The 12,189-nt window shown below is 37.1% G+C and carries 18 protein-coding genes; 14 read left to right on the top strand and 4 right to left on the bottom strand.

The window, feature by feature from the left end; all coding sequences use genetic code 11:
* The first annotated feature begins 3 nt into the window (after positions 1-3).
* From LEUM_RS07985 to LEUM_RS10890, 6 genes are all read left to right on the top strand, one after another.
* The gene (locus LEUM_RS07985; RefSeq protein ID WP_010284188.1) at positions 4-429 is read left to right on the top strand and encodes a hypothetical protein; all 426 of its coding nucleotides are present in this window, start codon (positions 4-6) and stop codon (positions 427-429) included.
* On the top strand, positions 426-1,517 hold the full coding sequence (locus LEUM_RS07980) for a hypothetical protein (protein ID WP_011680275.1): 1,092 nt from the start codon (positions 426-428) through the stop codon (positions 1,515-1,517). The genes LEUM_RS07985 and LEUM_RS07980 overlap by 4 nt, the downstream gene beginning before the upstream one ends.
* An 11-nt stretch (positions 1,518-1,528) precedes the next feature.
* Positions 1,529-2,335, top strand: a complete 807-nt coding sequence (locus LEUM_RS07975; protein ID WP_011680274.1) for a hypothetical protein — start codon at positions 1,529-1,531, stop codon at positions 2,333-2,335.
* A gap of 17 nt (positions 2,336-2,352) precedes the next feature.
* Positions 2,353-2,577 (top strand): hypothetical protein, encoded by a 225-nt coding sequence (locus tag LEUM_RS07970; protein ID WP_011680273.1) that lies wholly within the window; start codon positions 2,353-2,355, stop codon positions 2,575-2,577.
* Between the two features lie 3 nt (positions 2,578-2,580).
* On the top strand, positions 2,581-3,672 hold the full coding sequence (locus tag LEUM_RS07965) for a GH25 family lysozyme (protein ID WP_011680272.1): 1,092 nt from the start codon (positions 2,581-2,583) through the stop codon (positions 3,670-3,672).
* Between the two features lie 131 nt (positions 3,673-3,803).
* On the top strand, positions 3,804-3,986 hold the full coding sequence (locus LEUM_RS10890) for a hypothetical protein (RefSeq protein WP_011680271.1): 183 nt from the start codon (positions 3,804-3,806) through the stop codon (positions 3,984-3,986).
* A gap of 40 nt (positions 3,987-4,026) precedes the next feature.
* Here LEUM_RS10890 and LEUM_RS07955 read toward each other — a convergent pair whose 3' ends face one another.
* Together LEUM_RS07955 and LEUM_RS07950 are read right to left on the bottom strand one after the other, a co-directional pair.
* Positions 4,027-4,623: a hypothetical protein gene (locus tag LEUM_RS07955; protein ID WP_011680270.1), complete on the bottom strand. Its 597-nt coding sequence runs from the start codon at positions 4,621-4,623 to the stop codon at positions 4,027-4,029.
* A gap of 6 nt (positions 4,624-4,629) precedes the next feature.
* Complete coding sequence (locus LEUM_RS07950; protein WP_011680269.1) at positions 4,630-5,106, bottom strand: hypothetical protein; 477 nt, start codon at positions 5,104-5,106, stop codon at positions 4,630-4,632.
* A 113-nt stretch (positions 5,107-5,219) separates the two neighbouring features.
* Between LEUM_RS07950 and LEUM_RS07945 the strand changes: the two genes are divergently transcribed.
* Positions 5,220-5,477: a hypothetical protein gene (locus LEUM_RS07945; protein WP_010692177.1), complete on the top strand. Its 258-nt coding sequence runs from the start codon at positions 5,220-5,222 to the stop codon at positions 5,475-5,477.
* Positions 5,478-6,038: 561 nt separating this feature from the next.
* Here LEUM_RS07945 and rnjA read toward each other — a convergent pair.
* Together rnjA and LEUM_RS07935 are read right to left on the bottom strand one after the other, a co-directional pair.
* Entirely contained in the window at positions 6,039-7,721 is a 1,683-nt protein-coding gene (gene rnjA / locus LEUM_RS07940) for a ribonuclease J1 (RefSeq protein WP_011680268.1), read from the bottom strand.
* On the bottom strand, positions 7,721-7,933 hold the full coding sequence (locus LEUM_RS07935; RefSeq protein ID WP_011680267.1) for a DNA-directed RNA polymerase subunit epsilon: 213 nt from the start codon (positions 7,931-7,933) through the stop codon (positions 7,721-7,723). Before LEUM_RS07935 ends, rnjA begins: the two co-directional genes overlap by 1 nt.
* 138 nt (positions 7,934-8,071) lie before the next feature.
* Between LEUM_RS07935 and LEUM_RS07930 the strand changes: the two genes are divergently transcribed.
* The 7 genes from LEUM_RS07930 (at position 8,072) to rnmV (ending at position 12,189) form a co-directional block, all read left to right on the top strand.
* A complete protein-coding gene (locus LEUM_RS07930; protein WP_011680265.1) occupies positions 8,072-8,623 on the top strand; it encodes an LOG family protein in 552 nt (183 codons plus the stop codon).
* Positions 8,624-8,626: 3 nt separating this feature from the next.
* Positions 8,627-9,103 carry a MarR family winged helix-turn-helix transcriptional regulator gene (locus tag LEUM_RS07925; protein WP_011680264.1) on the top strand — a complete coding sequence of 159 codons (477 nt, stop codon included), beginning with the start codon at positions 8,627-8,629 and terminating at the stop codon, positions 9,101-9,103.
* 85 nt (positions 9,104-9,188) lie between these two features.
* On the top strand, positions 9,189-9,749 hold the full coding sequence (gene efp / locus LEUM_RS07920) for an elongation factor P (RefSeq protein WP_002815385.1): 561 nt from the start codon (positions 9,189-9,191) through the stop codon (positions 9,747-9,749).
* Positions 9,750-9,871: 122 nt separating this feature from the next.
* Positions 9,872-10,324, top strand: a complete 453-nt coding sequence (locus LEUM_RS07915; protein ID WP_002815384.1) for an Asp23/Gls24 family envelope stress response protein — start codon at positions 9,872-9,874, stop codon at positions 10,322-10,324.
* Positions 10,324-10,737 carry a transcription antitermination factor NusB gene (nusB, locus tag LEUM_RS07910; protein ID WP_002815382.1) on the top strand — a complete coding sequence of 138 codons (414 nt, stop codon included), beginning with the start codon at positions 10,324-10,326 and terminating at the stop codon, positions 10,735-10,737. Before LEUM_RS07915 ends, nusB begins: the two co-directional genes overlap by 1 nt.
* A 92-nt stretch (positions 10,738-10,829) precedes the next feature.
* Positions 10,830-11,627, top strand: coding sequence for a TatD family hydrolase (locus LEUM_RS07905; RefSeq protein WP_011680263.1), 798 nt, complete (start codon positions 10,830-10,832; stop codon positions 11,625-11,627).
* Positions 11,620-12,189: a ribonuclease M5 gene (gene rnmV, locus LEUM_RS07900; RefSeq protein ID WP_002815380.1), complete on the top strand. Its 570-nt coding sequence runs from the start codon at positions 11,620-11,622 to the stop codon at positions 12,187-12,189. Before LEUM_RS07905 ends, rnmV begins: the two co-directional genes overlap by 8 nt.

Genomic DNA, 12,189 nt, shown 5'->3' with positions numbered 1-12,189 from the left:
TAAATGGCTACTAAATATGGATTTGTTTACATTGAAAGCAATGTAACGGGGCGTGAAAAAGCGATCACGTTAGACAACAACAGTGAATATTATGGCGTTCAATCAGGTAGCCCATCCTTGATAACTATCACAGGTAGATGTAACATCTACCCAGAATGGCAGATTATCCAAGATGGTGCAGTGGTTGGTAAAGCTAAATTTAGCTTGTACTTGGCTGATAACCAGAGGTTAATCGTTAGTTCTTATCCAGAAGACCAGTACGCAAGAGTGTATAACACAGATGGCACGTTCAGTGATGTTAGTCAATTAGCAGACTTTTCAGTTAACAACTATCTAAGAGTGCCAGAAGGTACATCAACTCTATTAGCTTATTTAGATGAAAATGCTCAACTGGACGTAACTTTCAAAGAAGAGAGGCTGATAGTATGAGTTTGGCGCTTGATATTACAGTGTTTGATAGTGCTAAATTAGTTATAAAAGGTACCTATAAGTTATTCAGCTATGATATTCAGATGGATGCCTTAAGTAATGCTACCAGTTCATTCACGATTGATAAGAACACTAACATTATGAAAGGTGATTATGTGGCTGTTAGACCAAATAATAGCGCAACATTAATGTACTACGGGCAGATAATCACAGTAGATGTAGATGATTCTAGTAATCTTATGACCCTAAGTGCTAATTATATTTGGAATCTACTTAACGGTGACATTATTGTGGGTAGCAAGAGTGGTAATAGCTATGAATCTCATATATTAAAGCTAATAAACAACTATATTAACTCTAATATAGGCACTAACTTACTCAATAAGGGGCTTACCAACTCGACTAACACAGCCTTTCAAGTAACCTCATCAGATGGAATTAGTACAAGCAATTTTATAGACTACTTAATACGTGGATTCAAACTACATAATACAGTGTTTGAAATAACAGGAATAGGGCAAGACATCTCAAACGAGGTGCCTTTTTATTATCCAAAAATTGACTTTCATCAGGCAACAGACACCTGGAATTTTAAAAATGATGTCTATGATTTCAATAATTGGGTAGTTAGTGATTCAAGAAACCTACGAAATTACAATAACGAGCTTTGGATCGTAGACCAGGCGTCGACAGACATGGAAAGCCCTACAGTATTATCACGCTATTGGCTCACTAAAGATGGTTCTATAAGTAAGAGCCTTACAGATAGCGTTGCTAAACCAACACAGGTACAGATATATTTATTTGATAAAACAGCGACTGATAACCCTACTTACGACTCAATAGCACAAAGTAATTTATCAGCAAACACTTACTCTCATAGTATTCAATTTAGTGCACAACTAGGAAACAACTTCCTACCCTTAGAAAAAGTAAAGCTAGGGCTAAAATCAAATATTTATTACGATAACACACAATATAAGTCAGTTCTTACAGCTTACAGTATCGACAGTAGTTCAGAAGTAGTTAATCTTACCTTTGGTAATCTACGCTTTGGACGAAATGACTTGTTTAGCACCACAAATTAGGAGGAATAGTAATGGCCATAACAATGTATACCAGTGATCGTGCTTTTGTCACACCGCGCGAAGTGGCATCAGCACAATCAGCTTTAGGTGGTGATACTTCAGGAGTATTAAAAAGAGGTAAGGAATTAAAAATAACAGTCAATGGACTAACAGCAACCGTTGATACAGGGCAAGTAATCGTTCTGGGGCGCTTAGTAGAGGTTACAAGTCCTACACAAATCACACTACCAGCCAACTCAAACGGTAATCTTTGCATCGTTGTTGACCTATCAAAGGCTAACACGGTACAAGGACAAGCAGGGCAACCAAACTATTACCCAACAATTAATCAAGTATATCCTAGTGCTGTAACAGGTGATTTAGTACAAGAAGACCTTAACAATGGTGGCTTTATTTATGAATTACCATTAGCTACATTCAGTACTACTGCTACATCAGGAACAGTTACACAACATAACCCAATGTTGAATGACAGCGGATGGCTAAACCTTGATATTGCTAGTACTGGCTCAAAATTGTGGTCTGATAATGGTGCCCCTTGTTACGCTCAATATCGTGTAAGGGACAATGTTATGTTCCTTAGATGGCGTGGAGTAGACGTATCTAAGGCAAACAATGGTAATCAAATAGGGCGCGTTCCATGGAGCCTACGCCCAGACGTGGAAATTGCATCAGCTTCTAGTGATATTGGTGCTACTTCAATCTACCCTGTTATCAGTTATGTGAATGACACAACTACATTATGGGTAAGGGTTGTAGATAATCATTGTGGTAATTTGGTTGGTTCTATGAGCTATCCATTGCCAGTAGGTCGTTAAAGAAAGGAGGTGAATAAATGCAAATGCCACATGATTTGTTGAGTTGGCTAAGTGTGGGGTCTATTCTTCTGGGTGGTTTGTGGTGGGTATTGAAGAATACCATTGTGAACTCAATTAATGGATTGAGAACGGATATCGCTAGCTTAAAAGACGAGCTAAAAATATCTAACAGTATCACGGACAACCATGAGATACGGCTTACTAAATTGGAAACGTGGAAACACGATAAATGGGAGGTTTGAAAATTGAATAAATTAAAACGATGGGTAGTCGCTTCAATCGGAGCGGTTGCCTTTTTTGGTGCAATGATCACAGGCGTGTCAGCTAATACTAATGGCATTGATGTTGCCAGTTATCAAGGTGATACAGCAAATTATTTCAATTCGTTTAAGCAAGTTGGCGATAACTTTACTATGGTTAAGCTAGGTGGACGAGGTGGCGGTGAGGGTGCTCATTATAGTAACCCGAAAGCCTACGCACAGATTCACAACGCTGATGCAGTTGGTATGCAAACAGGCGGTTACTTCTGGGCACAAGTAGGTGACTCGGTGAGTGAAGCTACTTATTCAGCTCAGTTAGCCGTTCAAGATGCACAAAATGCAGGGCTAGCCAAAGGTTCATACATCGCAATGGATTATGAAGCAGGCGCTGGTGCAAACAAGGCCAATAATACAACGGCTATTCTAGCGTTCATGGATCAGATTTACGCCTCTGGGTATAAGCCTATGTTTTATAGCTACACTAGCTATGTGAACTCATACGTTGATTTAAGTCGTATTAACGCTCGTTATCCTAACGCTTTGTGGTTAGCTTGGTACTTAACTACAGCACATCAAGCAACACCACCTATGCAATATTTCCCTAACTATTCCAACGTGAAGATTTGGCAATACGCTGATAATCACTACGGAGTTGACGGCAACGTCATGGTGGTTGGTTCATTGGATAACAACAAGCCAGCTGAGCAAGTTGCTTCTAAGCCAAGTCAATCAACTAACACGCCAAGTACACCAGCTAAGACACAATACGCAACCTTCAGTGGTGTATATGTTGCTGATTACTGGACTAAGTACAATAACAAAATGTACGGTGTCAACATTGATATGAGTATCAAGCCTATTGATTACAACAACTATATTCCTATTTCAGCTATGACATTGACTGATAAATATGGTAATAAGTTGAGTAATCAATATATTCAAGGCAACAACGGACGTATGGAGTACTTCACTTTGAACGGTAAGTACAAAGTGATTAGTCAAACAGCAACAACTATCAATGTTGAAATTGGCGGCGAACCAGTCAGCATGATGAAGGCGTTTGCCACAATCAAATAAGGAGAAATAATGACATTTAATGTAGATTCAAATATCGCGATTTTAGTAATCGTGTGGTTAATTGTGCAGGTGCTAAAACCTACCAAAATTAATAATCATCTGTTCCCTTAATAGCTGTAATTGTAGGTGCCTTGGTAGCAGTAGGCTTATCACTTTACACCAAAGACACAAAGTTAGTGCAAGACATCGTGCTAGGTGTATGGGCTGGTTTTGCTTCAACCGGGTTGAATGAAACGGCTACGAAGTCGATTACCTCTATTATTGATGGTTTCGCCAACGGGTTTGGTAAAACGGAAGATAAGAAAACTGAATAACTTAAAAAATGCCCGACTGTAATGTTCAGTTGGGCGTTTTTTATTTTATCTTGCTAGTCGCAGAATCTTTACTGCTTGCAATATCACTATCTATAATAACTTTGGTAAAGTTTACGAACAAATTTTTAATGTCATTGTTATCATTTTTGCTAGTTTTGTTTTCTCTAAAAGTTTTTTTAAGTTCACCCCAGCTGCTATGAATATAGTTTTGCATTTCTGAATTTGTTGATAATAAGACGGAGTAGGTTCTGATAGCCTTAATTAAACTGTAAGTTCCTTGGAGCTTAATTATGTCTTTAGCCTCTTCTTCAGAACATTCATAACGATTAATTGAAGTATCAGTTGCTTGTCTCCAAGCATTTATAGCACATTCGGGATTAGAGGATGGTTGGTTAAGTAATTCTATCACTTGATCATCTGTCCAATCATGTAATGATGATAATATTTTATTTACATCACGATTCATATCGTCTTGTATTAGTGTAATACGTTTTTTTCTTATTATTCTAGATGTTATTGCTAATACAAATGTCATCATAAAAAAGAAAAAGCTTTTGGTAACCATAAATATAGATAGAATGTAAGAAATAATTAAAACAAGAGGTAAACAGATAACATAGTATAAAATCATGTTCATGGTTTATTATCCCCTTTTGTCAGTTACGTAAGATGTTATTTCTTTTGAAAGCGATTTTACAGTCATCTTAAAGGTAATGATTTCTATGATTGAAATTAGCATGATAAATTCAAATATTTTATTAACCATTTTTTGGCCTAAATTATGAACTAGGTAATCAAATACAACGTTTTGATTAATTGCGTTTGTTGTTAATACGGCCATTAAAAATACAAATCCAATAGTAAATACCGTGACATAGATTTTAAAAAACCTGTGTTTGCTGTAATAATAACGAAAGAAACCAAACAAAAAAATGTGCATTATAGTGGTCGGTAATATGGTCATCAGGCAAAACATTACAAATGTTTTATTACCAAATATGAAGGTTACAATCGATGTTATGCCTGCGATTGCATAAAAAAGGATATCACAGGCATAAGATACGTCTGTATAAATATTCCAACCTTTGTGAACTTCTGTCTCCGATATAGTTCCATCCATGATGAATTATTCTCCATAAATCTTTATATAATGGTAATTATACTATATTTCATTTATAAATAAAAAATTGCAATAAGGAACAAGTGTTCGTATAATGTCATAGAGGTGACATTATGAACTACGACGACAAACTAATCGAAGAAATCAAGAAGCGATTCACTAAACAGAAGAACACCCTGTATTGGGTGCGCATCGTGTATCAAAAATATTCCAAGCAGTTAAACGTGTTCTTTGAGTACGCCAAAATAGGTATGGCCACACATTCTGAACAAATAGGTAGATATAATGAATCTGAAAAGGATCGTATGCCTGAATTAGCGAAACATATCAAGAAAGAAACAAACGTAAATGTAGAACTTGGCGATTTTTGATGGATTTAATATTAGTTATTGTTTTCGGAGAATTTATTGGTTAAAATAATCATGTAATTATATTAAAAGTAATTACGCGGCCCGATAGCATTCCGAGAAGCTTTACCCCTATCGGGTCTTTTTATTACAAAATATTTAAAAACACTTTTTAAAATTAGTAGTGTATAATTATTTTTAAGCCTAACAGACTTTCTTCGCTCTATAAGTATAATTACCTGAGTTATTTTTGTTCGCTTATTCATCTGTTAGGCTTTTTACTTGCAAAAATGCATGTCAATATAGTAGAATTATTTTACGCCTAGCTGGCAGTCAAACTCCATGATAATATCCTCCCAAGGTGATTATCAATTTATTGCGCATCCTGCTAGGTTTCTATATAGATGAAACTCGTTAAAAAACCGGCTAGAAATTAATCTAGTCGGTTTTTTATTTGTAGTAAATTTGTAGCAAATGTAGTAAATTTTAAGTGAAAAATAATGAATAATAGTGAATTTTTAGAAAATAAGTAAAACAAAAACCGCTAATCAACTTCTTGTAAATGTTGATACATAGCGGTTTTATTTAAACCAAAATTAGCATTGGCATAATCATTGGTTTGCGAGCTGTTTCTTTGAATAGGAAACGAGACAAGTCATCAATAACAGCTTGACGAATATCTGACTCGCTATTGTTTGAACTATTCATAACGCGGCGCATTGTGCTGAAAATGACACGTCGACCTTCATTAATCAAATCGCCAGATTCACGCATATAGACAAAACCACGTGATAAAATATCTGGTCCAGATAAAATCTCTTTCTTTTTCAAATCGATTGTTGCAGTAACAACAACTAAGCCATCTTGTGACAGCTTTTGACGATCATGTAACACAACTGAACCGATATCACCGATTCCTGATCCGTCAATGTATGTGTCATCGCCAGGGAAATGTCCAGCAACGCGTGCATTTTCACCATCCAGAGCCAAGACATCACCATTTTCTAAAATGAAAGTATGGTCTTCTGGTACTTCTAGCTCATGTGCTAATGAAGCGTGGACTTTTAACATACGATATTCACCGTGAACAGGCATGAAAAATTTAGGCTTCAACAAAGCAATCATTAACTTTTCTTCTTCTTGACCACCGTGACCAGAAGTGTGGATGTTATTAACTTTACCGTAGATGACATTAGCGCCACCTTCTTGTAATTTATTAATAACAGCGTTTACAGATGCTGTATTACCTGGAATTGGTGAAGAGGAGAAAATAACATTGTCTTTTGGCTTCAAACGAATTTGCTTATGTGTTCCTTCAGCAATTCGTGCCAGGGCAGCCATCGGTTCACCTTGAGAACCAGTTGATAGAATAAGTAATTCATCGTCAGGAATATGTTTGATTTCTGATTGTTCGACCAGCATATCATCAGGGATATTTAGATATCCCAAGGCACGACCATTAGTAACAGCTGATTCCATTGAACGGCCAAATACCGCAATTTTACGCCCATGTGCAATAGCTGCATCTGTAGCCATGCGAACACGGTTCATATTAGAAGCAAACGTTGCAAATATAATACGTCCATGTTGAATTTTATCAAATATATGGTTAACAGATTTTGCTACCCATGCTTCTGACTTCGTCCATTCAGGGCGTTCAGCATTGGTTGAATCACTCATCATGAGTAATACACCATTTTCGCCAATACGTGCCATTGACCAAAGGTTAGGTGGCTGCTTAGTAGTTGGTGTCAGATCAAACTTAAAATCACCAGTTTCTACAATAGTCCCAACTGGTGTGTGTACAGCTACACCAAATACGTCAGGTATAGAGTGAGTGGTACGGAAAAACTCGACACTTAACTGATCAAATTCCAGTACTGAGCCATCAGTAATTTCATGAAGTTCGACGCGATTAAGCATCTGTTTTTCTTCGAGTTTGTTCTTAATTAATGCCATTGCTAATGGGCCAGCGTAAACTGGAACATTAACAGCTTGCAAAAAGTAGGCGATTGCACCGATATGGTCTTCGTGTCCGTGGGTGATAACCAGTGCTTTAACGCGATCGATATTATCAACTAAATAAGTATAGTCAGGAATAACGTAATCAATACCGAGCAATTCGTCTTCTGGGAACTTAATGCCCGCGTCGACGACGATAATTTCATTTTGGTACTCGATACCGTACGTGTTCTTACCAATCTCGCCTAAACCGCCTAGCGCATAAACTGCGACTTCGTTAGGTTTGATATCTACAGAATATGTCATTAGAATGTTGTAACTTCGAAGTTAGGATTGGCCTTTTCATAAGTTACAGCCTTATCAGATAATTCTTCGATAAACTCCACATTGTATTCTGTGTTTTCTTCAATAATTTCACGTGCTTGTGGCAAACTTTCGGCCTCAATGTACATTGAAATTGTTGTTTCACGCTTTGGATTGCGTTCAGGGTGTTCTTGGTAGTAAATTTTATAAATCATAAATGCCTCCATTAAATATAGTATAGTAATTTGTCACGAACAAAACCTTATTTTCTAGTTTACCACATAAACTAAGATTTCAACCACTTGCTTGATTAATAAACCAATAATTGATAAATTATTATTAGGGATAAACATATGAAAATATCATCTATTGGCGTTTTTATGGGATCACAATCAGGTAATGACCCACAGTACATAGAGGCAGCAGAAGAACTTGGTAAAAGAATTGCTCTGAAAAAAATCAAGTTGGTTTTTGGCGCAGGGAAGGATGGCTTAATGGGTGCCACCGCCCGAAGTGCCATGGAAGCCGGTGGTTCAGTTCTAGGGATTTCACCTCGTAATCTTGCTGAGGAGGCATTTGAGGCTTCAGAAATTACGCAGTTAATAGAAGTGAACACGATGACAGATCGTAAGCAACTATTAATGGATAATTCTGATGTTTTTATTGTGCTACCAGGTGGTTTTGGAACCTTAGAGGAGATAGCACAAGTTATCAGTTGGTCAAAAATTCATTTACACGATAAACCGTTGGCACTTTTTAACGTTAACGGTTTCTATGATAAATTTTGGGCATGGTTAAATGAAGTTTACGAAGATGGTTTTGTAAGTGAGCATGATATGAGATGTATTCAAATGTTTGATTCAATTGATGCAATGTTCGAGTATTTAGAAAATTTTGAAGGTTGATGTATGCAAAACTCAGAATTATTGAATGAATCTATTAATGTATATATGTCGGCATTAAAGAATCTTGAAAAACTAATTTCGCAACCAACGAGCGAATATGGTGCTTCTTTTGAGCAGTGGCTTATTATGGCCGCTGTTGCGGATAGTGATGAGCCACTAACGATGACCAAAATAGCTAAAGATCGTGGTGTAACCAAAGGAGCTGTTGCTCGCCAATTAAAACCATTATTTGATTGTGGCTACTTAAAACATATGCCTGATGAAAAAGACCATCGCCGTGTGCTACTAGTTTTGACGTCAGAAGGGAAGGCTGTTGAAAAACAGATGACGATGAAAGTGCAACAGCGTTTTCATAAATGGTTGGATATTTTTGGTGTAGAAGAAGGCAAATCCTTTCTTAAAACACTGAAACGCTTCCAAAACTTAATTGTCCAACCGGAGTTAAACAAAAAAAATATTGAACCTAATCAGGATTTGTGATAGAATATTAACTTGTTTGAAGTCTGCATAAATTACGGATTTCTGTTATAATAAACTATATTATCGGATAAAGAGGATACTAATCATGGCAATCGGCATGAATGACTTAAAGACAGGTTTGACTATTGAATACTCAAACTCAATTTGGCGTGTTTTGGATTTCCAACACGTTAAGCCTGGTAAAGGTGGTGCGTTTGTTCGTTCAAAATTGAAGAATTTACGAACTGGTGCGGTTAATGAAGTTACTTTCCGTCCTGGAGATAAGTTTGAACAAGCTGATATCACAACACGACCAATGTCTTACCTATATGCTGAAAATGATGGCCGTGTATTTATGGATGTTGAAAGTTATGATCAAATCAACATTCCTGATGAATATTTAAAAAATGCTTTGAAGTTTTTGCTTGAAGGTATGGAAGTTAAAATTACCATGTTTGGTAATGAAGTGCTTGGTGCAGAACTACCATCAACTGTTCAAATGAAGGTAACAGAAACGCAACCAGGTATCAAAGGCGCAACAGCAACTGGTTCAGGAAAGCCAGCAACGGTTGAAACTGGTGCTACTATTACTGTACCTGACTTTGTTAATGAGGGTGAAACCATTATTATTAACACTGAAGATGGTTCGTACAAAGGTCGCGCCTAATTAAGGTAAATGCACGATTGTTGCCTAGTTACAAGTAACATTTGAGCGGTAGTGAACGTGTTTATCATAAAAAGTTCCCCCGCGGAACTTTTTATTTTAGAAACTATTTTCGAGGAGCAAATATGGCCAAAGAAATTAAATACAATAAAGCAACTACTAAGAATTTGTTATTAATCACTGAGAGTGAAGTACCTGGAACCACGCAGGTAACGCCAGAAGTGATTGAAGTCATTGCACAAATCGCGGCACAAGAGGTGTCTGGTGTTTACTCAATGAGAGGTAAATTATCAGACCGATTTGCCAGTGTGTTTGGATCAACTGCCCGCGGAAAGGGCGTTGAATTACAGCAAACAATTGATGGCTTAGTGATTGAAGCGTATGTTTTCTTGCAATATGGTGTTCCAGTACCAAAAATAGCTTTAAACATTCAAAATGCAATTAAGTCTCAAGTTTCGTCAATGACAGATTTAGAGGTAGCGCGTGTTAATGTGCACGTTAGCGGAATTATACCGGAAAAACCGGATCATACGATTGATCCTGATAATTTATTTGGTGAGAATGAGGTAGCTAATTAATGGCAAACTTAACGCGACATGAGTCACGACAAGCTGCATTTCAAGTTCTTTTTGCATTAGAAAAAGATCCACAAAGTAATAAAATTGATGATTTATACGAAATTGTGCTTAATGGCAAACAATTTGATGACTATTTGCCACGATTAGTTAATGGTGTTTTAGGTTCCAAGGCAGATTTGGATGAAAAAATTTCATCACATTTAGCTGAAGGTTGGGCGATTAACCGCATCAACAAAGCTGATTTAGTTATTTTACGGTTAGCAATTTACGAATTAACTGCTGTCGAAGCAACCCCATACAAAGTTGCCATCGATGAAGCTATTGAATTAGCAAAAACTTTTGCTGATGAAGATGATCGTAAGTTTGTTAACGGTGTTTTAAAACATTTTGCACGTGATGAAAAAACCGCTTAAGTAGCGGTTTTTTCATTTTAAACGTGTGTATTATTAGTAATGTACTTATCATGATATACTAAACAAAGAATAATTTATTACTGGAGACTAAAATGGCGATATATGATCCAACGAAAACACCAACAGATAGTTATGATACCCATACGCATTTGAACGATGACCAATTATTTCATGACGTGCCAGCGTATATTGGACGAGCTAATGAGTTTCGTGTAATGGAAATGAATGTGGTGGGATACAATGCACAAAGTAATGAACGTGCATTAGAAATTTCAAATAACCATGATAATATTTATGCAGTTCTTGGTTTTCAACCTGAGGATACAAAGGATTTTGATGATCAGGCGTTTATCACATTGGAACAGCAACTACAACAGCCAAAGGTTGTTGGGGTCGGTGAGACGGGGTTGGATTATTATTGGGAAACAACAGCTCACGATGTCCAAATTGCAGCATTTAAAAAGCATCTTGAGTTAGCTAAAAAATTTGATTTACCCGTCATTATTCATAATCGTGATGCTTTTGAAGATGTTTATAAAATACTAAAAGATTCAGGTGTGAAAAAGGGTGTGATGCACAGTTTTTCTGGCACACCAGAGCAGGCTAAGGCATTTATTAATTTAGGAATGCACATTTCTTTTAGTGGTGTTGTAAGTTTTAAAAAAGCCGAAGAAGTTCGTGAGGCAGCAAAAACAATTCCTCTAGATCGTCTCTTGGTTGAGACGGACGCTCCTTATTTGGCACCTACACCTTATCGTGGTAAAACGAATGAGCCGGCGTTAGTTAAGTTTGTCATCGATAGCCTGGCTGAAACATTAGAGATGTCAGCTAAAGACTTATCAGATGTGACACGCGGCAATGCACATCGTTTATTTTTAAATCATGAATGAGTTGCCTAAAATTAACGAAATGATTGTTGTTGAAGGACGATCAGATACGCAAAATCTTGCGCGTGCAGTTATTGCGGATACTATTGAAACTGGTGGTAGTGCGGTTAATGAAGATGCGATTGAGCGAGCTAAATTAGCAGCTAAAACGCGAGGAATAATTATTTTAACTGACCCAGACTTTAATGGTCAGCGTATTCGTCATATGGTTACAGAAGCAGTACCCACAGCTAAACAAGCCTACTTGACGCAGGCAGAAGCACGTGCAACAAAAGATAATCCGCATAAATCATTGGGGGTTGAACACGCAACGCCAGATACATTGCGAAATGCATTGGCCAATGTTATTACACCAGTGCACGCAATTGGAATAACTTCAGATATTGATCGTTCATTTCTTCTAGATTTAGGACTACTAAGTGGGCCAGAAGCGCGTGTTAAGCGGGCATTTGTTGGTGAACAGTTGCATATTGGTTATGCAAACGGAAAACAATTGTTGAAACGATTGCAAGCATTTGGTATTCGACGTGCGCAAGTGGAAGATGTACTTAAAGGAAAATATTAA

The sequence above is a fragment of the Leuconostoc mesenteroides subsp. mesenteroides ATCC 8293 genome, assembly GCF_000014445.1.
In the GTDB taxonomy this organism is placed as follows: Bacteria; Bacillota; Bacilli; order Lactobacillales; family Lactobacillaceae; genus Leuconostoc; species Leuconostoc mesenteroides.
This window is presented reverse-complemented; position numbering and strand designations above follow the sequence as displayed.

Bases quoted from the DNA above. Each gene is read 5' to 3' on its own strand.
- LEUM_RS07980 (WP_011680275.1), top strand. From the start codon at position 426: ATGAGTTTGGCGCTTGATATTACAGTGTTTGATAGTGCTAAATTAGTT.
- LEUM_RS07915 (WP_002815384.1), top strand. From the start codon at position 9,872: ATGGCCAAAGAAATTAAATACAATAAAGCAACTACTAAGAATTTGTTA.
- LEUM_RS07955 (WP_011680270.1), bottom strand. From the start codon at position 4,623: ATGAACATGATTTTATACTATGTTATCTGTTTACCTCTTGTTTTAATT.
- LEUM_RS07930 (WP_011680265.1), top strand. From the start codon at position 8,072: ATGAAAATATCATCTATTGGCGTTTTTATGGGATCACAATCAGGTAAT.
- LEUM_RS07975 (WP_011680274.1), top strand. From the start codon at position 1,529: ATGGCCATAACAATGTATACCAGTGATCGTGCTTTTGTCACACCGCGC.
- efp (WP_002815385.1), top strand. From the start codon at position 9,189: ATGGCAATCGGCATGAATGACTTAAAGACAGGTTTGACTATTGAATAC.
- rnjA (WP_011680268.1), bottom strand. From the start codon at position 7,721: ATGACATATTCTGTAGATATCAAACCTAACGAAGTCGCAGTTTATGCG.
- LEUM_RS07935 (WP_011680267.1), bottom strand. From the start codon at position 7,933: ATGATTTATAAAATTTACTACCAAGAACACCCTGAACGCAATCCAAAG.
- LEUM_RS07925 (WP_011680264.1), top strand. From the start codon at position 8,627: ATGCAAAACTCAGAATTATTGAATGAATCTATTAATGTATATATGTCG.
- nusB (WP_002815382.1), top strand. From the start codon at position 10,324: ATGGCAAACTTAACGCGACATGAGTCACGACAAGCTGCATTTCAAGTT.
- LEUM_RS07945 (WP_010692177.1), top strand. From the start codon at position 5,220: ATGAACTACGACGACAAACTAATCGAAGAAATCAAGAAGCGATTCACT.
- LEUM_RS07985 (WP_010284188.1), top strand. From the start codon at position 4: ATGGCTACTAAATATGGATTTGTTTACATTGAAAGCAATGTAACGGGG.
- LEUM_RS07905 (WP_011680263.1), top strand. From the start codon at position 10,830: ATGGCGATATATGATCCAACGAAAACACCAACAGATAGTTATGATACC.
- rnmV (WP_002815380.1), top strand. From the start codon at position 11,620: ATGAATGAGTTGCCTAAAATTAACGAAATGATTGTTGTTGAAGGACGA.
- LEUM_RS07950 (WP_011680269.1), bottom strand. From the start codon at position 5,106: ATGGATGGAACTATATCGGAGACAGAAGTTCACAAAGGTTGGAATATT.
- LEUM_RS07970 (WP_011680273.1), top strand. From the start codon at position 2,353: ATGCAAATGCCACATGATTTGTTGAGTTGGCTAAGTGTGGGGTCTATT.